Genomic DNA, 21,614 nt, shown 5'->3' with positions numbered 1-21,614 from the left:
GCGGATTCGCACCAATGGCCTGATCCGCGCAGCGGCCTTCCTTGACGGCCGGACCTGGCTGCTCGTTTCGCGCAGCGGCCTGGTTTCGCTGGAGTACCTGGACGACCGGATCGGCGTGGACGCCGCCTTGCAGCTGGTTGCGTCCTCGCCCCGCACCGTCTGGTCTGGCCTGGACCGGTTCAATGACAGCCAGGTCTGGCTGATCGCGGACGATCAGCCCGTGCGGCGCACGGTCGTCTCCGGCGGCAGCGTGACATTGCCGTTCGCAGCCACGAAACTCGTGGCAGGCTTCGCCTTCACGCATGTCGTCGAGCCATCACCTGTCCTTCCGCTCGCAAACCGTGCCCAGGATGCGCGCTACCGCACGGTGCGCATGGTGTTCCGGCTCCTCGCGACGACCGCGCTGCATCTGGACATGGGCAATGGCCCGATCCCGCAGGCGCTGCCGACGCTACCGGATGGCTTCACCGGGGATCGTGCCGTGCGGGTCCTTGGCTGGCGCAGAGGTATCGATGCTCCGTTCTGGCAGATCGCTCAGGACGACCCCACCCCGTTCACGCTTCTTGCCGTGACCCACCAACTACAGGTGACCGACTGATGGGTGCCGCAACCAGCCTCGCCACGCTTGGCCTCAGCGCCGTCCTGGGCCAGCAGAAGAAGGCCCGCTCCAATGAATTGATCGAGGCGGACCGGGTCCGCACGGCCCAGGAGCTGAAGCTCCAACAGCTGATCGAGCGGCGCAAGCGCGAGCAGCAACTCGCCAAGGCGCTGGCCAGCACCCGGGCCCGCGCCGGTTCGTCCGGCATCGGCGCGTTCGGCAGCGCCGCGGACGCCATCGCGTCGGGCCTCAGCCGGCTGGCGCGGACCGAGCAGGCGCAGTCGGACGCCCAGGTCCGGCTCAGCCTCCAGGGCAACGATACCCGCGCAGCCCTCCGCCAGCGCAACAACCTGCTCGACCAGCAGGGCAGCCTGCTCAGCCAAGGTGTCAGGACCCTTGGCAGCATCGCCGGGAGCTCGCTCCTGGACTGACCGGCCAGGCCGGCCGCTCGCTCCGCTCATCCTTCCCAACGGACCGGACCGCCATGCGCACGATCGACGGGCACAGCTTTCGCCGGTTCGTCTGGGTCTACAACCAGCTCCAGCACCGCAAGACGCCGGACCTCCACGTCGACGTCGCGCGCTGGCTGGAGCAGCGCTGGCGGGCTGGCGACAAGCGGCTCCTGCTGATGGTGTTCCGCAATGCCGGCAAGTCGACCCTGGTGGGGCTGTTCTGCGCCTGGATCCTGAGCGAGAATTCGGATCTCAGAGTCCTGGTGCTGTCGGCCGAGCAGAGCCTGGCGGACAAGATGACGCGCAACGTCCGCCGGATCATCGAGCGCCACCCGCTCTCGCGGCATCTGCTGCCCGAGCGGAAGGAGCAATGGGCCGGGGACCGCTTCACTGTCGCCCGTCCCCACGACTTTCGTGATCCCTCGCTCTGCTCGCGCGGCATCACCGGCAACCTGACCGGTCTTCGCGCCGACGTCATCGTCTGCGACGACGTCGAGGTGCCCAATACCTCCGACACGCCAGGCAAGCGCGAGGACATGCGGGAATGCCTGCGCGAGCTCGACTACATCCTGATGCCGGCGGGCACGATCCTCTATGTCGGCACCCCGCACTCCTACTACTCGATCTATGCCGATGAGCCGCGCAAGGAGCTGAAGGAAGCTTCAGCCTTCCTGGCGGGATACCAGCGGCTGAAGATCCCCCTGCTCGATCCCGAGAACGGCCGCTCCGCCTGGCCCGAGCGCTTTTCCGAGGACGTGGTGCAGCGCATGCGCCAGCAGACTGGCCCGGCCAAGTTCCGCTCGCAGATGCTGCTGGAGCCGACCCATGTGCATGACGTCCGGCTCGAGCCCGAGCGGATGCGGCGCTACCAGGGTGAGATCGAACTCGCCAGCGGCAATGGCGACGCGATCCTCACCATCGGCGGGCGACGGATGCTGTCCAGCACCTGCTGGTGGGACCCTTCCTTCGGCGACCCCCGCAAGGGGGACGCCTCGGTCGTGGCGTGCGTGTTCGTCTGCGAGGAGGGCGACTACTGGCTGCACGGCCTGCGCTACCTGAAGCACGATCCGGCCAGGGTCGCGGACCAGGACGAGGCCGACCAGCTCTGCCGCCAGGTCGTCGAGTTCGCCGAAGCGATGGCCCAGCCTGCCATTCGTGTCGAGACCAACGGCATCGGTAAGTTCCTGCCTTCCATGCTGCGCAAGGCGGTCGCCCGCTCGCGCACCGGCTGTGCCGTGGTCGAGCGCGTATCCACCCGCAACAAGGTCCAGCGGATCCTGGAGGCCTTCGATCCGCTCCTGGCTTCCGGGCGGCTCCACGTGCACGAGAATGTCTGGCAGGGCGGCTTCGCGCAGGAGATGCGTGAATGGCTGCCGGACCGGCAGAGCCGTGACGACGCTCTGGACGCGGTGGCCGGTTGCATCCTGGAGGAGCCGGTGCGCCTGCGCGGCCTTCACGCCCTGCGCACCCGCCCGAGCTGGCGAGGCGGCGCCACGTCGATTGCTGCCACACGCTTCGACCCCTAGGACAGGCCGTCCGGGTCGATCGAGCGATGTACGTCGAGATCCGCCACCAGCTCTCGACGACCGGGTATTGCTGCCGGAAATCGACGGTGGCCGCCTTGGCCCTCCTCAGACATGCACGTCGCCGAAAGCCAATTCGCCGTCGCTGATGTTCGAGCGCGACGATACGAGAATGATCCAGCCATAGAACAAGGCCACGGCCGTCAGCACCGACCAGCCTGGCAGCGGGCCGATCGCGGCGTTGCGGACCCATTCTCCGAAGCCCTGGACGAGGCGGGTCTGCACCGCGTTCTCCGGCAGGTTCATGCTGGTGGTCCTCAGAAGCCAGGCCAGCAGCAGGATCAGGAACATCCAGCAATAGTTCCTGCGCAGGCGGCGCGACATGGCCTGGCGGAGGCTGACCAGGAACAGGGGCCGCCGGAGGTCTTCGCCCAGCGCCTGGACCCAATCGTCGCTGGTGCCGGGCACGGGCGAGAAGACCTGGGCGTAGTAGTTGCGCTCGAGGCGTCGCACCCGGTTGCGGTACACGTCGAAGAAGCGATAGCGCCGCGCCTCGATCACCAGCAGCAGAAGCACCACCAGCATGGCGAACAGCAAGACGCCATGATGGGCGGTAGGCGTCGAAAGGGACACCGACAGCAGGGCCGCCACCACCGTGATCGCCCAGTTGGTTGTCCGATCGATCCGGTCCCGCCAGCCGGCCATGCGGGCGATCTCGGCACGGTGGAAATGCGCCAGCACCGTGATGAACTCGTTGCTCGTACTCGGGAACACGGGCACGGCCATGGTTGGACGCAGTTCGCGCTGTTCGTCCATGTTCGGCATGATGGTCACTCCCTGATCCTGCCGCATCGCGAGCCATTCCGGCCTTGCCGGGTCTCCCCTGGTCCGGGTGGAACAGCCACAGGCTTGTGATGGCCCCGGCCTCTCCATGGCCCGTCGCTCCTCCCCTGTGCGCAATCCCTCAGATCACCGAGAAGCCTCGCCAGAACGGATCGCGGTCGTCGACGATGATCGTGTTGTAGCCGGTGGTCCGGGCCCAGCCGGCGATCGACGGCACGATCGCGGCCACGCCCGCCAGTTCGGTTGCCGCCTCGACCCGTCCCTCGAACATCGAGCCGATGATGCTCTCGTGCACGAACGGGTCGCCGACGTTCAGCCGGCCCTTGGCCACGAGCTGCGCCATCCGCGCCGAGGTGCCCGTGCCACATGGGCTTCGGTCGATCGCCTTGTCGCCATAGAACACCGCGTTCCTGGCATGAGCACCGCGCCTTGTAGGCTTGCCCGTCCAGAGGATGTGGCTGACGCCTCGGATGGTGTCATCCAGGGGATGAACGGGCTCCACCAGGGCACGCAGGCGCCGGCGCAGCTCGGGCGACAGGCGTTGGATCTCACCGGCGGACAGATCCGCCATGTCGCGGAGATTCTTCTGCGGCTCGACGATCGCGTAGAAGTTGCCGCCATAGCCGATGTCGACCACCAGCTCGCCCAGCTCCGGGCAGTCGACATGCACCTCGGTCATCGCGAGGTAGGACGGCACGTTGGTGAGCTTGACCTTCTCGACGAAGCGCCCTTCCCGCACATACTCCGCCACGACCCGCCCGGCCGGCACGTCCAGGAGGAGCCGGCCCTCTTCCTTCGGCACCACGTGACCCTGCTCGATCGCCATGGTCACCGTGCCGATCGTGCCGTGCCCGCACATGGGCAGGCAGCCGGAGGTTTCGATGAACAGGATCGCAACGTCGCCATCCTCGGTGGTCGGCGGATAGAGGATCGAGCCGGACATGACGTCGTGGCCGCGTGGCTCGAACATGAGCGATGTGCGCACCCAGTCCCAGTTGGCCAGGAAGTCCTGGCGCTTCTCGGACATGGTGCTGCCTTTGAGGCTGGGCCCTCCACCGGCCACGAGGCGCACCGGACAACCGCAGGTATGGCCATCTACGCAGAAGAAGGTGCGGTTCAAGGTCTGCTCCCGAAGAGACGCCGCCTCGGCAAGGGCACCCGCGGCCGCGGCACTTGTTCAAGCTTCAATCGTAAATCACGGAGAAACACCATGGGCCTCATTGATTTCGTTAAGGCCGCCGGTCGTGCCGTCGGCATCGGCACGGCGGAAGCCGCTCCCTCGGCCGACGAGCTCAAGAAGGAGGCCCAGAGCCACGGGCTCGACGTATCCGGGGTGGATGTCGCGGTCGAGGGCGACAAGGTGACGGTGAGCGGATCGGCCGCGAGCCAGGAGCAGAAGGAAAAGCTCATCCTGGCGATGGGCAATGTCGCGGGGGTGGCGAAGGTGGAGGACAGGATCCAGCCGACGCAGCCCGCCGAAACGTCGACCTTCTACACCGTGAAGAAGGGCGATACGCTGTCAGCGATCGCCAAGGTCCAGTACGGCAACGCCGCGAAGTACCCGACGATCTTCGAGGCGAACAAGCCGATGCTCACCGACCCGGACAAGATCTATCCGGGCCAGGTGCTGCGGATTCCGCCTCAGTCCGCATGACGACGGCAGCGGGGGCCGGCCAGCCGGCCCCCGCCTGCGGCGGGTCAGACCCAGCCGCCATCTGCGATATAGGTCTGGTTGGTCATGGCCGAGCTGTCCTCCGAGGCGAGGAACAGCGTGAGCCGCGCCATCTCGACCGGCTGCAGCTGCCGCTTCAGGCACTGCCGCTTCATCAGCTCCTCGATGCCCTCCGGTGTCAGCCAGAGCGACTTCTGCCGCTCCGTCATGATCCAGCCTGGCGCTATCGCGTTGACGCGGATGTTGAAGGGCCCGAAGTCGCGCGCCAGCGAGCGGGTCAGGCCCGCTACGGCCGACTTGGCGCTGGTATAGGCCGGCATCCCGCCCTGGCCCACCATCCAGCTGGTCGAACCGAAATTGACGATCGAGCCACCACCGGCTTCCTTCATCATCGGGAACACGGCCTGGGACGCGAAGAACTGGTGCTTCAGGTTCACCGCGAACCGCTCGTCCCAATACTCCGGTGTTACGGTGTCGAAGGCATGACGGTCATCGCGCGCGGCATTGTTGACCAGGATGGTGATGGGGCCGTTCGCTGCCGCCGCGTTCGCGATCGTGCCCTTGAGCTGGTCGATGTCGCGGACATCGGCCTTCTCGAAATGAACCTTGTCATGTCCTTCCGCGCCCAGCCGCTCGACCAGCTCCTGGCTGCAGTCCTCGCTGAGGTCACAGAAGGCGACCTTGGCACCCTGCTGCGCGAATGCCTCAGTGATCGCGGCACCGATGCCGGAGCCGCCACCACTGATGAAGACCGACTTGCCCTTCAGGCTCGGGTAGATCGCCCAGCCACTCATCCGTCTCGTCCCTGATCCTTGCTGCTGCGCCCCTATACCGGGGCTTCCTCCTCGCTGACCAGCGCCGGACGCGCCCGGACTGCCGACCAGATCAGCCAGATCCAGGCGGCAACCACCAGCACGCCCAGCGCGGCCGAGATCGGACGCTCGAAGAAGGCGAGGAAGCTGCCATTGGCCTTCATCATCGAGGTGATGAAGCTGCTTTCGATTAACTCCCCCAGCACCAGGCCCAGGATGGCCGGCGCGATCGGAAAGCCGTTCTCTTCCATGAAGTAGGCGACGATGCCCAGCACCAGCATGATGCCGACGCCGAACAGGCTGTTGTTGATGGCAAAGCTGCCGACGATGCAGGCCATCAGGATGAGCGGCATCAGCACTTCGCGCGGCACGTTCAGCACGTAGCGGAACAGCTTGATCGCCACCCAGCCGAGCGGAAGCATCACGATGTTGGCGAACATGAACACGATGAAGATCGCGTAGAGCATTTCCGGCTGGTTGAGCATCAGCGTCGGGCCTGGGTTCAGACCCTTCATGTAGAGCACGCCGATCACGATCGCGGTGATCGAGTCTCCGGGAATGCCGAACACGAGGGCAGGAACCCAGGCACCGCTCAAGGACGAGTTGTTGGCAGTGCCGGCATCGACGATGCCCTCGATATGGCCCGTCCCGAACTTCTCGGGTTCCTTCGAGAATTTCTTGGAGATCGCATAGGTCACCCAGGCCGCGATGTCCGACCCCGCACCCGGCAGGAAGCCGATCACGACGCCGATCACGGCGCTGCGCGCGGTGTTCCATTTGTACTTCAGGAACAGCGCCCACTGCCCGCGGAACACCGAACCCAGCTCGCGCTTCTGCAGCGCCTCCAGCTTGCGCGAGCCCAGCACCCAGCGAAGCAGCTCCGAGATCGCGAACATCCCGATCATCACCGGGATGAAGCTGACGCCGCCCATCAGCTCGACCGAGCCCATGTTGAAGCGGGGCTGCCCGGCGGTCGGATCGATGCCGACGGTCGCCAGGAACAGGCCGAGCAGGACCGAGACCACGCCCTTGATGGGGCTGCCCGTGCTGATGAAGATCGCACAGGTCAGGCCGAACACGGCGATCCAGAAGAACTCGAACGAGGAGAAGCTGAGCGAGACCTCGGCCAGGGCCGGTGCGGCCAAGGCCAGGACCAGGCTGCCGAAGATGCCGCCGATCGCCGAGAAGACCAGGCAACAGCCGAGCACCAGCTCGGCTTGGCCCTTCTGGGCGAGCTTGTAGCTGTCGGCCACGTAGGCCGCCGAGGCCGGCGTGCCGGGGATCCGGATCAGGGCCCCCGGGATGTCGCCGGCAAAGATCGCCATGGCCGTGGCCGTGACGATCGCCGCCACGGCCGGCACCGGCGCCATGAAGAAGGTCACCGGCACGAGCAGCGCGGTCGCCATGGTCGCGGTGAGGCCGGGCATGGCGCCGACGAACATGCCGAACAGCCCGGCGAGCGTCATCACCATCAGGTTGTAGGGATCGAAAACCAGCCAGAAGGCTTGGAGGAGCGGGTCCATGGGCTACCAGATCCAGCCGGCGAACGGTCCCAGCGGCAGTGGAACCAGGAGCATCTTGCGGAACAGCCAGTCGATCACCAGCGACCCGATCACGCCCACCAGCAGGGCCGGGATGATCCGGCCGCCCCAGAACCGCGCGCACAGCAGGGTCAGCACGATCGTCGACACGATGATGAACCCCAGCACGTCCCAGACGAGCATGGTGAACACGACGGCGCCGATGGTGAGCGCTGCGTCGGGTAGCCGTCCGGGCGCGCGTGCCTGAGGATCGAGGGCTAATGCCGGGGCGCGGGCGCGTAGGCCGCTTGCCACCAGCACGAGCCCGCAGATCGCGAAGCCCACCGCCACGATCGACGGCAGCAAGGCAGGCCCGTAGTCCTGCCCCGGCATTTCCGCGAAGCCAGAGGCTTCGCGGAGGATCAGTCCCGCCCCGATCAACAGGATCAGGCCGAACACCCAGTCGGCAACCCGCATCGGCCCTTACCCGGCCTTGGCGAGGCCGAGATCTGTCATGATCTTGCCGAACATCGCGTCACGCTCTTCCATGAACGTCCCGAACTCGGCGGCCGGCAGGTAGACCATGCCGAAGCCGCGATTGTTCATGAAGTCCTTGAAGGCAGCGGAGTCGAAGATCTTCTTCATCAGGGGCTCGAGCTTGGCGACCGCTTCCTGGTCCATGCCGGGAGGACCGGCAAAGCCACGCCAGGCGCCGACGCTGAAGTCGATGCCGATGGACTCCTTGACGGTGGGTACGTCGGGGAACACCGGATTGCGCTGTTCCGCCATGATGGCGAGGCTCTTGACCCGGCCGGCGTCGATCAGGGCCTTGGCTTCAGGCACCGAGCACGGAACGAGTTGCACGCCGCCGGAGAGCATGTCCTGCAGGCCGGGTGCAGCACCCTGGCTCGGAATCCACTGCACATGGTTCGCGGGAACGCCGGCCGCCTGCAGCATGCCGCCCAGCGCCACGTGCCAGATGCCGCCCTGACCCGTGCCGCTCGCCTTCAGTTCGCCCGGCTGCGCCGCCTTGATGTCGGTGATCAGCTCTTCCAGCGTGTTCCACTTGGCGTCGACTGGGACGTTGATCCCGGGCGGGTCCTCGTTCATCAGCGCCAGCGGCGTGTAGTCGCTGCCCTTGAGCTCGGTCAGGCCCTGCCAGTGCATCATGCCGATCTCGACGGTGATGATGCCGATCGTGTAGCCGTCCGGTGCCGCCGTCGCGATCGCGCTGTGGCCGACGACGCCGCTGCCGCCGGTGCGGTTGACGACGTTGACCGGGACGCCCAGTCCCTTCTCCAGCTCGGAGGCGACGATACGTGCGGTGGCATCGGTTCCGCCGCCAGCTCCCCAAGGGACGATCAGGGTCAGCGGCCGCTCGGGATAGGCCGCTTCGGCGGCACCCAGCGAGCCGAACGTCAGCATGGTCGTAGCCAGCACGGCCATTGCACCACGGCGGATCATCGGCTTCCTCCCAATGTTTCTTTCATGTCCTCGAGATAGCTAGAGGACACGTCCCCCCCTGTCACCGCCTGATATACTACAGCGGCTCGTCGGCAGAACGGACGCGGCGGGTGGCAAAGAGGCCTTTAGGCCGAAAGATCAGCAGGCCGACGAGCACGGCCAGCACGAACACGTCCTTCCAGGCGGCACTGCCGTACCCGGCGCTCACCGTCTCCACGAACGCGACGATGAAGCCGCCGGCAAACGCCCCCGGCACCGATCCGATCCCACCCAGCAGGGCCGCCGTCAGGGCCTTGAGGGTGACGGCGAGGCCGGTGGCGTGATCGGCCACCCCGTACTCCGCGAGCAGCGCCAGCCCTCCCGCCCCCCCGAGCGCGCCGGCGAGGAAGAAGGTCCGCCCGATCACCCGATCGACGTCGACGCCCACCAGCGCCGCCGTTCCAGGGTCGTGCACGACCGCCCGCAGGCATCGGCCAAAGCGGGTGCGGGCGAGCAACCAGGCTAGCGCGGTCGCGATGATACAGGTGGCCGCCGCGACCCAGAGATGGCCGGACGTCACCGACACGTCGAAGCCGTGGCCTTCGATCAGGATGATCCGCGCATCGGCCACCACCGACATCTGGCGCGGCTTGTTGCCGGCCGCCAGCCGTAGCGCCTCCGCCGCTGCGATCGCCAGCCCGACCGAGGCGATCAGGGCCACGCTGGTCCGGTGGTAGCGGAACTTTGCGAGCACCAGGCGGTCGCCGGCCCGCGCGAACAGCCCAGCGGTGACCGCGCAGACGAGTAACCCGGCGCCGATCGTCACGACGACCGGCAGCCCGGCCTGCAGTTGCAGGCCGACATGGACGATCAGGAACAGCCAGCCGCCAAGGCTGACCAGTTCGCCGAACGCGAACATGATGGTGCGCGAGGCGGCGGCCGTGAGCGTGAAGGCGACGGCCACCAGGGCATACACGCAGGCCAAAGTCAGACCGTTCAGGACCTGCTGCAGCAGATAGAGCCAGGGCACCAGCGGTGCATCGGGCACCGGCTGCAGCGGGATGCGGGCTTCCCGCTGCTTGAGCCGCAGCATCTTGAACGCCTGCTGCACGTCATAGCGCGACAGGACACCGAAGCGGGAACTCTCGACCTGGCTGAACTGCCAGACGTCCGCTGCCTTCGTGCGCGGCAGGAACCAGCATCGGATCCAGCCATCGCCGGCCTGCGACGACGTCCAGCCGATCGTCACGCCGAACGGCGAGGCATCCCCCTCGTCGTCCGTCGCGATGGTGATCGAGGCCGGGCTGGCCACGAACACCGGCAACAGGTCCTGGCACGCCTTGACGGCGTCCCGGCTGTTGGCTGCCTCGCCGGCGGTGGACGACCCGAGCGAGACCACCAGGATCACGACGATCAGCCATGGCGGCAGTCGCCGTGCCACGCTTCAGCCGTACGGGCCTGCCGGTCGCGTCGGCAGGTCGGCTCCGCCACGCACCCTTGCCAGATCGGCGCGCGCGGCCGCGGCGAGCAAGGGAACGTCGCCGGCGCCGGCAACCAGCGTGTAGCCCTCGGCGAACAGCTGCTCGGGCGTGCGCGCTGCGCTCGGGACCGTGGCGTACGGTTTGCCGACCTTCTTGAGGTTCGCCTCGGCCAGGGCAACAAGGCCCCTCACCTCGGGATCGTCGAGCTGCTCCAGCTTGCCGATGGTACCAGCCATGTCGTTCACGCCGATCAGCACCATGTCGACACCGTCGACGGCGGCGATGCTCTCCGCCCGCTCGGCGGCACCCGCGCTCTCGATCTGGGCGATCAGGAATAGGTTCTCATGCCAGTTGGCACGGTAGGCCGGATCGGCGCCATAGTTCGAGCAACGCATCGCCGGGGCCGCATAGCCTCGCCGCCCATAGGGCGGGTAGAGCGACGCCGCCACCGCTGCCCGCGCCTCCGCCTCGTTCTCGATCATCGGGATCATCACGGACGTGGCACCCGCATCGAGGATGCGCTTCAGGTAGACCTGATCATTCCATGGCACCCGCACGATCGGGTCGGCACCGCCAACCAGGCACGCACGCATCAGCTCGATCGCTGTCTCGATCGAAGCTGCGCCATGCTCCTGATCGATGATCAGGAAGTCGTAGCCGGCCGAGGCCAGCAATTCCGTGTTCGCGGTGGAACCGGTCGAGATCCACGCACCATAAAGCCGCTCACCTGCGGCGACCCGCCGCTTGAGCCGGTTCCCGACCAGCATACCATCCTCCTCGACGGACCTGCTGTCGGATACCGCCCTGTCAGCCCTGCTGGCAAGGCGAACCGGGCGCGCGTGATCTTGCAACGTCGTGCGTTACTGCATGTTACACTAGGTGCCTTGCCCGCACGTCGGCGACACGCTCCAATGGAAGTCGGACGCCGGTCGAATAGGTTCTTGGCGGGGCGCCGGTCGTCGGGTTACCGTTCCGGTTCCGAGGGAGTGATTCCCGGCTCCGGTGCAGGACCCGCTGGAGCAACTGCCGATGCCGACCGTTTGGCTTGCGTAGTACGAGAACTTGGTTAGACTTCTCAACCTCTAGATGCATTAGGATCGATCGACTGCAGAGGACGGCCTGACACCCGTTCGAGGTTCGTGCGAAGAACGTAGCCCCCTTCCAGAGGATGTGGAGACCGTGAGCACTACCGTCGACTTTGCCGCTATCATCGCCGAAGACCGCAAAGCGAGGGCGCAGGAAGAATGGCAGGGAACGTTCCTCGAATACCTGGAAAAGGTAAAGGCCGACCCGACGCTGTCTTATCAGTCGCACCGGCGCTTCTACGAAATGCTGATGTCCAAAGGCGTCCATCATCTGGATGCCGAGGCCGATCCTCGGGTCAAGCGCCTGTTCGGTGACCAACCGGTCAACGTGTACGGCTTCTTCGAAGACGAGTTCTTCGGCATGGAGCGCACCCTCGACAAGATCGTGCGCTACTTCCACTCGGCCGCCATGGGCGGCGAGGAGAGCCGGCAGGTCCTCTACCTCCTGGGACCGGTGGGCTCCGGCAAGAGCTCCCTGGTGGCCCGGCTGCAGCGCGGGCTGGAGGAGCTGCCCCCCTTCTACGTGATCGAGGGCTGCCCCACCTTCGAGGACCCTCTGCACCTCATCCCGCGCCACCTGCGCGGCGCGTTCGAGGAGATGCTGGGCGTGCGCGTCGAGGGCGACCTCTGCCCGGTCTGCCGCTGGAAGCTGAAGGAGAACTGGGAAGGCAAGTACGAGGACGTCCAGATCAGGACGCTCCGCTTCTCCAAGCGTGCCAGGCGCGGCATCGGCGTCGTTCCGCCGGTCGACCCGAACAATCAGGACACCTCGGTGCTGATCGGCTCAGAGGACATCTCCAAGCTCGACCGCTACTCCGAAGGCGACCCCCGCGTGCTGGAGCTGAACGGCGCCTTCAACGTCGGCAACCGCGGCATGGTGGAGTTCATCGAGGTCTTCAAGAACGACCCCGAATACCTTCACACCATGATCACCGCGACCCAGGAGAAGTTCGTCCCTGCTCCCGGCCGGCACGGTACGATCCATGTCGATACGGTGATCGTGGCGCACTCCAACGAGGCGGAGTGGCAGCGCTTCAAGGCCGACCACACCAACGAGGCGATCCTGGATCGCATGGTCGTGGTGAAGGTGCCCTACAATCTGCGCCTTTCCGAAGAGGTGAAGATCTACGAGAAGTTCCTGAACAAATCACAGTTCAACGCCAAGATCGCGCCGCACACGCTCGAGATCACGTCCATGTTCGCGATCCTGTCGCGCCTGGAGCCGACCTCGAAATGCGATCCGCTGACCAAGCTCAAGATCTATAACGGCGAGGAGGTCCTGGAGAAGGGCCGGCCGAAGAAGGTCACCTCGCACGAGTTGCAGGACGACGCCAAGCGCGAGGGCATGTTCGGCATCTCGACCCGCTTCGTGATGAAGGCGATCGACACGGCGTTGACCAAGAACGACGGCGTCATCCACCCGATCAACGTGCGCGAGGCGCTGATCGGGATGGTCAAGGAGACCGAGCTACCGGACAACACCAAGAAGCAGTATCTCGAGTTCCTGCAGGACACGCTGCACAAGGCCTATCTCGACCTGCTCGAGAAGGACATCACCAAGGCCTTCGTCTACAGCTTCAGGGACCAGGCGGAGACGCTGTTCCAGAACTACCTGGACCATGCCGAAGCCTACGTCACCAAGACGAAGGTGAAGGACAAGCAGACCCGCGATGAAATGCAGCCGGACGAGGCGTTCCTGAAGTCGATCGAGGAGCAGATCGCGGTGATCGGCCCGGCCGCGGACGGCTTCAGGCAGGAGGTGATCGCCTATCTCTGGTCCGCGACGCGACGTGGCGAGAAGGTCGCCTACACCTCGTACGAACCACTGAAGGAAGCGATCGAGAAGAAGCTGATGAACTCGGTGCGCGAGATCAGCCGGATCGTGACCAAGGCGCGCACCCGCGACGAGGAGCAGCGGCAGAAATATGACACGATGGTAACGAATCTCATCTCGCAGGGCTATAGCGAGGAGAGCATCGACACCATCTTGAAGTATGCAGCCAACCACTTGTGGAAAGATTGACGTTCGACATCCGAGAGGGCCGTATCTAGGCGTACCAGGGGATTATCCTTGACGACCGTGTTTCGTCCTTACGAGGAAAGCGAGGCGCTGCGTTCCGACCGCAGCGCCGGCGACCGTCAACGTCACCGCGAAAAGCTCCGCCGCTCTCTTCGGGAGAACATCGCCGACATCATTGCCGAAGAGAGCATCATCGGCCGCGACGGTGACAAGATCGTCAAGGTGCCGATCCGGGGCATCAAGGAATACCGGTTCGTCTATGGCGACAATGGCGGTGGCGTCGGCACCGGCGACGGCGACACCAAGCCTGGCCAGATCGTCGGCCAGACCGGCGACGGCGAGCCGCAGCCCGGCCAGGGCCGTGCCGGTTCCGAGGCGGGCGTCGACTACTACGAGACCGAGATCAGCATCGACGAGCTGATCGAGATCATGTTCGAGGATCTCGAACTGCCGGACATGGAGCGCAAGGTGCTGCGCGAGGTCATGTCCGATTCCACCTTCAAGCGGCGCGGCTACCGCAAGCGCGGCCCCCGCGTCCATCTCGACCGCAAGCGCACGGCCAAGGCGCGTATCCGACGCATGATCGCGTCGGATACGGCCGCTGCGAACTTCGGCGAGAATCGCACGAACGAACCCGAGAACCCGGACGAGCGCTTCCCCTACCGGCGCGAGGACCTGACTTACAAGCGGGTGGTGACCGACGTCCGGGAAGAAAGCAACGCCGTCGTCATCTGCATCATGGACACGTCCGGCTCAATGGACCGGATGAAGAAGTACCTCGCCCGCTCGTTCTTCTTCCTGCTCTACCAGTTCGTGCTCACGCGCTACCAGAATGTTGAGCTGGTCTTCATCGGCCACCACACCGAGGCCAAGGAAGTCAGCGAGGAGGACTTCTTCCACAAGGGTGAGAGCGGCGGCACGATGATCAGCTCGGGCTACAAGAAGGCCCTGGAGATCATCGAGACCAGGTTTCACCCGGAACTATGGAATATCTATGCCTTCCACTGTTCGGATGGGGATAATTTCGACAGCGACAACGAGGCGACGATCCAGTCGGCGCGTCAGCTCTGCGAGGCGTGCAACCTGTTCGGCTATGGCGAAATCAAGCCGCTGGGTTCGCACTACTACGAAAGCTCGATGCTGGAGCGCTTCCGTGCGATCGACGCCAAGAACTTCCACACCGTGCTGATCGAGCGCCGCGAGGACGTCTACCCGTCCTTCCGCCAGGTCCTGTCCCGCGAGCGCGCCGAGGCCGGCTGAACCAGGAGCACCCATGACCGCTTGGACGCTCGACGAGCTCGCCCGCTGGGACGACAAGATCCAGGAGAAGGTCCAGGAGTTCGGCCTGGACTGCTATCCGCAGGAATTTGAGGTATGCGACCAGAACGCCATGCTGGGCTACATGGCCTACCACGGCATGCCGTCACACTATCCTCACTGGTCGTTCGGCAAGGCCTTCGAGAAGACCAAGACCATGTACGACCACGGCGTCTCCGGGCTGCCGTACGAGATGGTCATCAATTCGGACCCCTGCCTCGCCTACCTGATGCGCGACAACTCGATCTGCCTGCAGATCCTGACGATCGCCCACGTGTATGGCCATAACGACTTCTTCAAGAAGAACTTCAACTTCGCGGCCGGCACGCGGGCCAGCGAGACGGTGGCGACCTTCAAGGCGCGGGCCGACCGCGTTCGGCGCTACCAGGAAGACCCATCGATCGGCGCGGTGACGGTGGAGGATTGGCTCGACTCCTGTCATGCTCTCTCGTTCTCGCGCTCGAAAAACCCTTCCGTGCCCCGCCTTTCCCAGGCGGACCAGATGAGGCGGGCGCTGGACGCCCAGGACGGGCCGCAGGACTTCTTCCCGCTGCTGACGCGCAAGAAGGAACAGGTCCAGCGTGACCTGTCGCGCGTGCCGATCGAGCCTGACGAGGACCTGCTCCTGTTCGTCCGGGACCATCGACGTGACCTCGCCGACTGGCAGCGCGATCTGCTCACCATCGTCGACGACGAGAGCCGTTACTTCATCCCGCAGATCGAAACCAAGATCATGAACGAAGGGTGGGCCAGCTTCTGGCACCACAAGATCATGAACTCCCTCGACCTTCCACAGGACATCTACCTGGAGTTCCTGGTTCGCCACAACCAGGTGGTATGCCCGCACCCGCGGTCGATCAATCCGTACCACCTGGGCTTCGTGCTCTGGCACGAGATCGAGAAGAAGTTCGGGGGCGCCAACACGCCGGAAGGCCGCAGGAAGATGTTCGAGGTGCGCGAGAGCGACCGGGACACCTCGTTTCTGCGCCGCTTCCTCGACCCCGAGACGATGCGCGCGGTCGACATGTTCTCCTACGCCCAGCGCGGCGAGCATTACGTGGTCGACGAGGTGGCCGAGGAAGGCTGGGAGGACATCAAGGCAAAGCTCCTGCGCCAGACCGGCACCGCTTCCATGCCGGTCATCAAAATCCACGACGCCGACTATGGCGGTGCCCGCGGCCTCTATCTCGTCCACGAGCATGATGGCCGCGACCTGGAGGTCACCCATGCCGAAAAGACGCTCGGCCATCTCCGCCACCTTTGGGGCGGCAAGGTATGGCTGCGCTGCTCGCTGCGTGGCAAGCCCACTCTGCTCTGCTCGGGCCCCGACGGCTTCGACGCCAAGCTGATCAACTGACCGGCAGCGTCAGGCCTCGGGCACGCCCTGCCTCGGGACGACCAGCTTGATCCGGCTGCCGGGCTCCGGCTCGGCACCCGCGGCGATCCCGTTCATCAGGCGTACATTGGCGAGGATCGCCGGGTCGTTCGTGTTCATCAGTCCTGCGAGGCGGTCGCCCGGCTTCACCGTGTAGACCTGGATCCGCTGGCCGTTGAACCTGGCTGCCTCGGCGGGCGAGAGGAACTGCAGCGATTCGATCGACTGCTGGTAGGCACCGGCCGAGCGCTGGTCCATCTGCGGCGCCACGAACAGAAAGCGCCACACCCTGCCCTCGCCGGCATCGACGGCACCGACCACGGCCTGCTGGGTCCGGCTTCCTACCTTGCCGATCGCCAGGCCGCTGGCCGCCTCATGCCCATCCACGCTTGCCGGCCAGACCGCCCGGACCGATTGCGGCCCCGGCCATTGCTGCTGCAGATAGCTGGGGATGTCCTGTGTCTGACGCTGACCCATGTCGAACTTCATGATCGCGCCATCCTGCCGCTGGCCGATCACCGCCTCGGGCGTGTTCACAAGCCGGAAGCCCGGCGGCGCTTCGAAGCGGATGCCCAGCCCCGGATGGACGAAGCTGCGACCGATCACCATTCCTTGCTCGGGATCGTCGCCATAGAGGATCCCGTCAACGGCTGCCAGATATGCGGCCCGATCCCTGCGTTCGGGGGCCTGCTCCGCTGCCTCGTTCGCCGCACGGGCGACCCGATCGAGCGTTCGGGGATGCGTCGCATAGATGTTCTCTTCGGGCTCGGCTGGCTGCCCGCTCTGCGCCGCCTGCAACTCGCTTTCCGCCTGCAACCTGGCCAGGAACGTGGCCATCGCCCGCGGATCATAGCCTGCGCGTGCCAGATAGCGGATACCCAGTTCGTCCGCCTCGAATTCCTGCTCCCGGGAATAGCCCATGACGTAAGCCGGTACGAGAGTCTGGGAGGCCTGCGCTGCTGCCCTCGCGGCCGTCTCGCCCAGGAAGATCGCGCTCAGCACCGTAACGGCCACGCCGGTGCCCTGGCTGAGCGTCGAGCGGGTTTCCCGTTGCGCCGAATGCCGCGCCGTGACGTGTCCGATCTCGTGCGCCAGCACGCCGGCCAGCTCCGCCTCATCAGCCGCGAGCGCCATCAGGCCCCTGGTGACATAGACATAGCCACCGGGCAGCGCGAAGGCGTTGATCACCGGGCTGTCCAGCAGGGTGAAGGTGAAGTCCTGCTCTGGGAGTTCGCTCACGGCGACGAGCCGCTGCCCTACTTCACTCACATAGGCGGATGCCTGGGCATCCTCATAGCTGCCGAACTGGTCCAGCACCTTGGGATGCTCGGCAGCACCCAGCTGCCGCTCGTCCTCGACCGAAAGCGTCGTGTACTGGAGCTGGCCGGTCGCCGGATTGCGTACCTGCGTGCATGCCACCAGGGCGGTGCCGACCAACAGCGAAAGGAGGACGCGCTTCATGGGACGGCCTGCAACTCCAGTGGATCTCGCGCTTCCAACATGGGGCCTGCGGAAAGAAACGGCCAGCCGCGCGCCATCACCTTTCGGCCGACAAGGGCAGCCGGATCGATGCCTGCAGCCATGAACCGCTTGAGATCTTCCTGCCGGATGCGGACGGTGAAGTCGGTCCGCCAGTCCTGGCCGAAGTCGAGGAAGGTGGCCTCGCGCCGCGATGACACCGCGGCCACGACGCCCTCCACATAAGCGAACCTGCCGATCCGTTCGGCAACGGATGCCGCTGGCACACGCGCCTGGTCCATTTCGCCCCATATGCCCTGACCGGCTGCGCGGGCGGCGCCCTCCTCGGCCAATAGCTTCTCCAGCATCGCCGGCGACTCGTCGCCTGCCCGCACCACCGCAAGGCCCGCTCGCAACAGCAGGGCACGCGCATCGTTCGCTCGCTCGTCGTGCACCGTCGCAAGCAGGCGACCATACCGGTCGATCCTCGCACCACCAACCGTCACCGCCCCGGCCGCGAACGACTCCATCAGCTTTCCTGCCGCAGCGCCCAGCGTCTCCGGCTCGTCCGGCACGACGATCGAGGCCAGCCGCACCTCCCGCCCGTCCGCGAGCAGCCACTCGTCCGCCCGGATGATCCGCGCCACCCGGACCGGGTCATTCGCAGCTGCCGTCCGACACAGCAACAGGACCAGCGCAGCGCCCACCAGCGCGCTGCGCCGACTGGCAGAGCCCGCGCGACGATGATAAGGGAGATCGGGCAGCGCCCGTAGCTCAGCAGGATAGAGCACAGGATTCCTAATCCTGGGGTCGTGGGTTCGAATCCCGCCGGGCGCACCAGTAAATTCAAGTACTTCGTTGCATCTCCAGTGGTATTGAAGCAACCTGGGAAGCCTATGGGAACCCGGCAGACGATTTTCGCCCTGCTGGAGGCGGCCACAGGACCGGCCCGGAAGCAAGAACGACGGCTTCGACGCATGGCCGGCATTCCGGTGGTGGGTAACGATCCCCAGGCGCAGTGCCGCATGGCGAAGGTAGACGACATGACCACGGCGGACTGAGCGTTCGTGCTGAGCCTGTTTTCGATACTGATCTCGCTCGCAGGCTTTGTCTGGAACGTCTGGTCAAAGTTCATCTTCGCGAAGCCGATAGTGAAGGGTTCCGGGCGAGCGGGTCGGGGCGCGGCAGGATGAGACGGAGCGAGTTGCTGAGAAACGGGCTCTCCGACAAGGGCCGCGTCTGCGGATTTGAGGTGAGTGCACGTGTCAGCCAAGCTCGCTTCACGGTTAGGCACGGAGCTTTTCCGTTAGGCGACCCTAAACTACCCTCACCTACCGGAACGAGTTATTGTCCACCTGCAATCGCCGGCAAGTTTAAACGAGGACGCCATAGAAGGACTACTTCCCCAGCTACCGCCGTGGCCTGCCCCCGTGGGGTGGCCGGCATCCTGCTGGTGCTGCGCACGGGCATGCAGTGGAAGGAGGTGCCTACCTCGCTAGGCTGCTGCGGCAAGACCTGCTGGCGACGCTTGCGGGACTGGCACGCGGCCGGCGTCTGGACCGCGCTGCACCGCGCGCTGCTGGAGCGGCTGCACGACGCAGGCGCCCTGGACTGGGGCCGGGCCGCCCTCGACAGCGCCAGCGTGCCCGCGAAAAGGGGGGCGCGGCGACTGGCCCGAATCCGGCGGACCGCGTCAGGCCGGGCACCAAGCGCCACCTCGTCACGGACGCCCGCGACACGCCGCTCGGCCTGACGCTGAGCGGGGCCGAGCGTCACGACAGCCGCATGCTGCCGTCGATCCTGGACGCCGTGCCCGGTGTGCGCACGGGCCGGCGGGACCGCCCCCGGCACCGGCCGCGCAAGCTGTACGTCGACAAGGGTTACGACTACCGTCGTTGCCGGGCCGAGTACCGCGCCCGCTCCGTCACGCCACGGATCGCCAGGCGCGGCGTCGACAGCAGGGAGCGGCTGGGCCGGCACCGCTGGGTGGTCGAGCGCATGCTGGTGTGGCTCGCCCGCTTCCGGCGCCTGACCATCCGCTACGAGCGGCGCGCCGACATCCACCTCGCCCTGGCCACGCTCGCCTGCGCCCTGATCTGCCTGCGCCAGATCAACCGGTTTTGTCCCTAGTTCTTAGTGGGGCGTGGCCTAAGCGAGCGCGACCGGACGCCGAGTCCAAGGCGGCCGGCATGTTGATCCACGAGCGTGGAGCGCTTTAGGGGGTCGTGGGGTTCTCCCCTACGCCGCACTCGACGCGCACGAATCCTCTCGCTTTCGCAAGCGCGCCACGGCGCCGGCCATGCTGCAGTCCGCGACGGAAGCATCGCGCACGGGACGACGTGACCCAAACCAGCCATGCGCATCGGCACGAGCGCCGCACTGGGTAAAATTTTGCACGCGACGAGCGGCGCATACTTGCGATCAAGGCGGTACCCAAGTAGGGTTTAATGAAATACTTGGCGCCATCAGAAAGACACCGGTAACGCCCGCGGCACGGCGGGCGGGAGGGAGGGCGCTTGAATCGACACACCGCTCGGACCGGTCGCCGGTCGACCCATCGAGACGCGGTTCGTCGGACGGCAAGGCGAAAGACGCCGTGCCTGCCGCGATAGCTCGAACCGGACGCCGATGCCGAGGGGAAGTCCGTTCGGGGCGGTCAATTGCTGGAGCGACGCGGTGTACGCGACCGTCCCGTCCCGGCCTGCCGCGTTGACCTCCGGGATCGGGCTGAACCTGCAGTTGCTGCTGCCGGAGCGCGATCGCCGGCCCGACGGCCGCGGCGTGCTCCTAGAATTCGGCGCGCCAGCATTCTTCGGCGTGAGGCTCAGCTCGACGGTGCGGGTGGTCGAGGCTCCGGAGTACCTGCTCGACCCGAAGGCCGGCTATCTACGGGTCCGCTTCCGCAGGCGCTTGCATCGTCGACGCGGCGACGAGCCGTTTGAGGTATTCCGACCGATCGTGACGCGGTGCTTTCGGCCGGTCCGGGAAGCGATGGTCCGAATCGGCCGAGATGAACCGCTGGAGGATAATCTCCAGATGTTCTACGGCCAGCCGGGGTTCCCGCTCGCGGAGCCGGGGGACTACGAGCTCGAGGTCGAGCTGCGGGTCGAGGCCGAGGGAGGGCGCCCTCACGTCCTGCGGTCGAACCGTATCGCTCTTCGCGTCGGACGCCCTCAATTCAGGGCTGACGAGCTTGAAGTGTTCGATCTCTTTGACCCTCTAACCGGTCTGTACCTCGCTTTGGGGGGCACCAAGAAGGCGCTTCCCGTGACTCACGACCGCCTTAAGGAGCTTGAGGAAGCTCGGAGACATCGCAACAAGGACCGTGCGGACGCCGTGGCGGCTGCGATCTTGCGAGCGCGCGCCATCGATGCGGGGCGCGACTATCGGGCCGAGACGAACCGCTCGGTACAGCTGTTCGATCAGCTGGCCGCCGACCTCGAAGTGTTCAATCCTATTACCCGACGCGAGACGGAGAAGCTGCGCGACAAGCGCAAGGCCGAAGTGAGCACATCTTAAGTAAAGGCACGCAAGAAGTAAATGTTTCCTTAGTGAGTTTGCTTTCTCTAAGGGCTGTCTCCGAAACACAAATGGCTGAGTTGTATCAAAAAGGAGAGGACCTGATGTTTAATGGTTATCTACGGCGTATGCGCAGGTTGGATCGCTCGCCTGAGGACCTCCGCACCCCAGCGCGTCTTCTAATTTCAATTCCGGCTGTATTTATCGCGTTTATTGGCGTAACGGGATCTGCTCTTGGGGAAACGGCCGTGGAAGTCGAGGTCGGAGCTACCGGGCCGGCGGATGATTATGTTTGCTGGGCGCCGGTGGAGGCCCGCGCGCGGCTGGACGCACCGCAAGCGCAACCGCTGAAAGTGCATGTTACGACAACACCGCATAGCCCCGTTCAGAACTCCGGGGAACTCGCCTTTGTCAATGCTCCTGCCGGCGGATTGGCGGCAGGCGGGGTGACGTCCACCTTAGAAATCGAAGTTGAACTCCCCGCTGACGGCTCGTG

At 65.6% G+C, this 21,614-nt stretch carries 20 protein-coding genes and 1 tRNA gene; 11 read left to right on the top strand and 10 right to left on the bottom strand.

Going from position 1 to position 21,614, the window contains the following annotated elements; genetic code table 11:
• The first annotated feature begins 127 nt into the window (after window positions 1-127).
• The 3 genes from VHL31_RS01400 to terL are packed head-to-tail and all read left to right on the top strand — an operon-like array spanning window position 128 to window position 2,576.
• A complete protein-coding gene (locus VHL31_RS01400) occupies window positions 128-598 on the top strand; it encodes a hypothetical protein (RefSeq protein ID WP_329659407.1) in 471 nt (156 codons plus the stop codon).
• A complete protein-coding gene (locus VHL31_RS01395; RefSeq protein ID WP_329659406.1) occupies window positions 598-1,029 on the top strand; it encodes a hypothetical protein in 432 nt (143 codons plus the stop codon). The genes VHL31_RS01400 and VHL31_RS01395 overlap by 1 nt, the downstream gene beginning before the upstream one ends.
• Window positions 1,030-1,082: 53 nt before the next feature.
• Window positions 1,083-2,576, top strand: a complete 1,494-nt coding sequence (terL, locus tag VHL31_RS01390) for a phage terminase large subunit (RefSeq protein ID WP_329659405.1) — start codon at window positions 1,083-1,085, stop codon at window positions 2,574-2,576.
• Between the two features lie 105 nt (window positions 2,577-2,681).
• Here the strand turns inward: terL and VHL31_RS01385 are convergent, their stop codons facing one another.
• Together VHL31_RS01385 and VHL31_RS01380 are read right to left on the bottom strand one after the other, a co-directional pair.
• On the bottom strand, window positions 2,682-3,398 hold the full coding sequence (locus tag VHL31_RS01385; protein WP_329659419.1) for a DUF2270 domain-containing protein: 717 nt from the start codon (window positions 3,396-3,398) through the stop codon (window positions 2,682-2,684).
• Window positions 3,399-3,537: 139 nt separating this feature from the next.
• A complete protein-coding gene (locus VHL31_RS01380) occupies window positions 3,538-4,536 on the bottom strand; it encodes a 4-hydroxyproline epimerase (RefSeq protein WP_349262331.1) in 999 nt (332 codons plus the stop codon).
• A 90-nt stretch (window positions 4,537-4,626) separates the two neighbouring features.
• On the opposite strand from VHL31_RS01380, the gene lysM reads away from it, so the two are divergent.
• The gene (gene lysM / locus VHL31_RS01375; protein ID WP_349262333.1) at window positions 4,627-5,070 is read left to right on the top strand and encodes a peptidoglycan-binding protein LysM; all 444 of its coding nucleotides are present in this window, start codon (window positions 4,627-4,629) and stop codon (window positions 5,068-5,070) included.
• A gap of 44 nt (window positions 5,071-5,114) precedes the next feature.
• On the opposite strand, the gene VHL31_RS01370 is transcribed toward lysM, so the two are convergent.
• From VHL31_RS01370 to VHL31_RS01345, 6 genes are all read right to left on the bottom strand, one after another.
• Window positions 5,115-5,882 (bottom strand): SDR family oxidoreductase, encoded by a 768-nt coding sequence (locus VHL31_RS01370; RefSeq protein ID WP_329659403.1) that lies wholly within the window; start codon window positions 5,880-5,882, stop codon window positions 5,115-5,117.
• Window positions 5,883-5,914: 32 nt separating this feature from the next.
• Complete coding sequence (locus VHL31_RS01365; RefSeq protein ID WP_329659402.1) at window positions 5,915-7,423, bottom strand: tripartite tricarboxylate transporter permease; 1,509 nt, start codon at window positions 7,421-7,423, stop codon at window positions 5,915-5,917.
• Window positions 7,424-7,426: 3 nt separating this feature from the next.
• Window positions 7,427-7,897 carry a tripartite tricarboxylate transporter TctB family protein gene (locus tag VHL31_RS01360; RefSeq protein ID WP_329659401.1) on the bottom strand — a complete coding sequence of 157 codons (471 nt, stop codon included), beginning with the start codon at window positions 7,895-7,897 and terminating at the stop codon, window positions 7,427-7,429.
• A gap of 6 nt (window positions 7,898-7,903) precedes the next feature.
• Window positions 7,904-8,884, bottom strand: a complete 981-nt coding sequence (locus tag VHL31_RS01355) for a tripartite tricarboxylate transporter substrate binding protein (RefSeq protein ID WP_329659400.1) — start codon at window positions 8,882-8,884, stop codon at window positions 7,904-7,906.
• 76 nt (window positions 8,885-8,960) lie between these two features.
• A complete protein-coding gene (locus tag VHL31_RS01350) occupies window positions 8,961-10,304 on the bottom strand; it encodes a branched-chain amino acid ABC transporter permease (protein ID WP_329659399.1) in 1,344 nt (447 codons plus the stop codon).
• 3 nt (window positions 10,305-10,307) lie between these two features.
• Complete coding sequence (locus VHL31_RS01345; protein ID WP_329659398.1) at window positions 10,308-11,111, bottom strand: HpcH/HpaI aldolase family protein; 804 nt, start codon at window positions 11,109-11,111, stop codon at window positions 10,308-10,310.
• 412 nt (window positions 11,112-11,523) lie between these two features.
• On the opposite strand from VHL31_RS01345, the gene VHL31_RS01340 reads away from it, so the two are divergent.
• The 3 genes from VHL31_RS01340 to VHL31_RS01330 are packed head-to-tail and all read left to right on the top strand — an operon-like array spanning window position 11,524 to window position 16,123.
• Entirely contained in the window at window positions 11,524-13,452 is a 1,929-nt protein-coding gene (locus VHL31_RS01340; RefSeq protein ID WP_329659397.1) for a serine protein kinase, read from the top strand.
• Between the two features lie 48 nt (window positions 13,453-13,500).
• On the top strand, window positions 13,501-14,709 hold the full coding sequence (locus VHL31_RS01335; RefSeq protein WP_349262329.1) for a DUF444 family protein: 1,209 nt from the start codon (window positions 13,501-13,503) through the stop codon (window positions 14,707-14,709).
• A 13-nt stretch (window positions 14,710-14,722) separates the two neighbouring features.
• On the top strand, window positions 14,723-16,123 hold the full coding sequence (locus tag VHL31_RS01330; protein ID WP_329659396.1) for a SpoVR family protein: 1,401 nt from the start codon (window positions 14,723-14,725) through the stop codon (window positions 16,121-16,123).
• Between the two features lie 9 nt (window positions 16,124-16,132).
• On the opposite strand, the gene VHL31_RS01325 is transcribed toward VHL31_RS01330, so the two are convergent.
• A complete protein-coding gene (locus VHL31_RS01325) occupies window positions 16,133-17,602 on the bottom strand; it encodes a M48 family metalloprotease (RefSeq protein ID WP_329659395.1) in 1,470 nt (489 codons plus the stop codon).
• A complete protein-coding gene (locus VHL31_RS01320; RefSeq protein ID WP_329659394.1) occupies window positions 17,599-18,390 on the bottom strand; it encodes a thermonuclease family protein in 792 nt (263 codons plus the stop codon). The genes VHL31_RS01325 and VHL31_RS01320 overlap by 4 nt, the downstream gene beginning before the upstream one ends.
• On the opposite strand from VHL31_RS01320, the gene VHL31_RS01315 reads away from it, so the two are divergent.
• From VHL31_RS01315 to VHL31_RS01300, 4 genes are all read left to right on the top strand, one after another.
• Window positions 18,363-18,439, top strand: a tRNA-Arg gene (locus tag VHL31_RS01315). The two genes, VHL31_RS01320 and VHL31_RS01315, sit on opposite strands and share 28 nt — an antisense overlap.
• Before the next feature lie 520 nt (window positions 18,440-18,959).
• Window positions 18,960-19,729, top strand: a protein-coding gene (locus tag VHL31_RS01310) for an IS5 family transposase (protein WP_414653623.1) whose coding sequence is annotated in 2 segments (ribosomal slippage) — window positions 18,960-19,251 and window positions 19,251-19,729 — 771 coding nt in all. Because the reading frame shifts where the segments join, the coding sequence is not laid out codon by codon here.
• 546 nt (window positions 19,730-20,275) lie between these two features.
• Window positions 20,276-21,118: a hypothetical protein gene (locus tag VHL31_RS01305; protein WP_329659393.1), complete on the top strand. Its 843-nt coding sequence runs from the start codon at window positions 20,276-20,278 to the stop codon at window positions 21,116-21,118.
• A 71-nt stretch (window positions 21,119-21,189) separates the two neighbouring features.
• Window positions 21,190-21,614: hypothetical protein (locus VHL31_RS01300; RefSeq protein WP_329659392.1), on the top strand; the 425-nt coding region annotated here is incomplete at its 3' end.

This window comes from Geminicoccus sp. (assembly GCF_036263595.1).
In the GTDB taxonomy this organism is placed as follows: domain Bacteria; phylum Pseudomonadota; class Alphaproteobacteria; order Geminicoccales; family Geminicoccaceae; genus Geminicoccus.
The sequence above is the reverse complement of the archived record's forward strand: the minus strand, read 5'-3'. Positions and strand labels throughout refer to the sequence as shown.

Bases quoted from the DNA above. Each gene is read 5' to 3' on its own strand.
- VHL31_RS01365 (WP_329659402.1), bottom strand. From the start codon at position 7,423: ATGGACCCGCTCCTCCAAGCCTTCTGGCTGGTTTTCGATCCCTACAAC.
- VHL31_RS01395 (WP_329659406.1), top strand. From the start codon at position 598: ATGGGTGCCGCAACCAGCCTCGCCACGCTTGGCCTCAGCGCCGTCCTG.
- terL (WP_329659405.1), top strand. From the start codon at position 1,083: ATGCGCACGATCGACGGGCACAGCTTTCGCCGGTTCGTCTGGGTCTAC.
- VHL31_RS01360 (WP_329659401.1), bottom strand. From the start codon at position 7,897: ATGCGGGTTGCCGACTGGGTGTTCGGCCTGATCCTGTTGATCGGGGCG.
- VHL31_RS01355 (WP_329659400.1), bottom strand. From the start codon at position 8,884: ATGATCCGCCGTGGTGCAATGGCCGTGCTGGCTACGACCATGCTGACG.
- lysM (WP_349262333.1), top strand. From the start codon at position 4,627: ATGGGCCTCATTGATTTCGTTAAGGCCGCCGGTCGTGCCGTCGGCATC.
- VHL31_RS01325 (WP_329659395.1), bottom strand. From the start codon at position 17,602: ATGAAGCGCGTCCTCCTTTCGCTGTTGGTCGGCACCGCCCTGGTGGCA.
- VHL31_RS01345 (WP_329659398.1), bottom strand. From the start codon at position 11,111: ATGCTGGTCGGGAACCGGCTCAAGCGGCGGGTCGCCGCAGGTGAGCGG.
- VHL31_RS01330 (WP_329659396.1), top strand. From the start codon at position 14,723: ATGACCGCTTGGACGCTCGACGAGCTCGCCCGCTGGGACGACAAGATC.
- VHL31_RS01370 (WP_329659403.1), bottom strand. From the start codon at position 5,882: ATGAGTGGCTGGGCGATCTACCCGAGCCTGAAGGGCAAGTCGGTCTTC.
- VHL31_RS01385 (WP_329659419.1), bottom strand. From the start codon at position 3,398: ATGCCGAACATGGACGAACAGCGCGAACTGCGTCCAACCATGGCCGTG.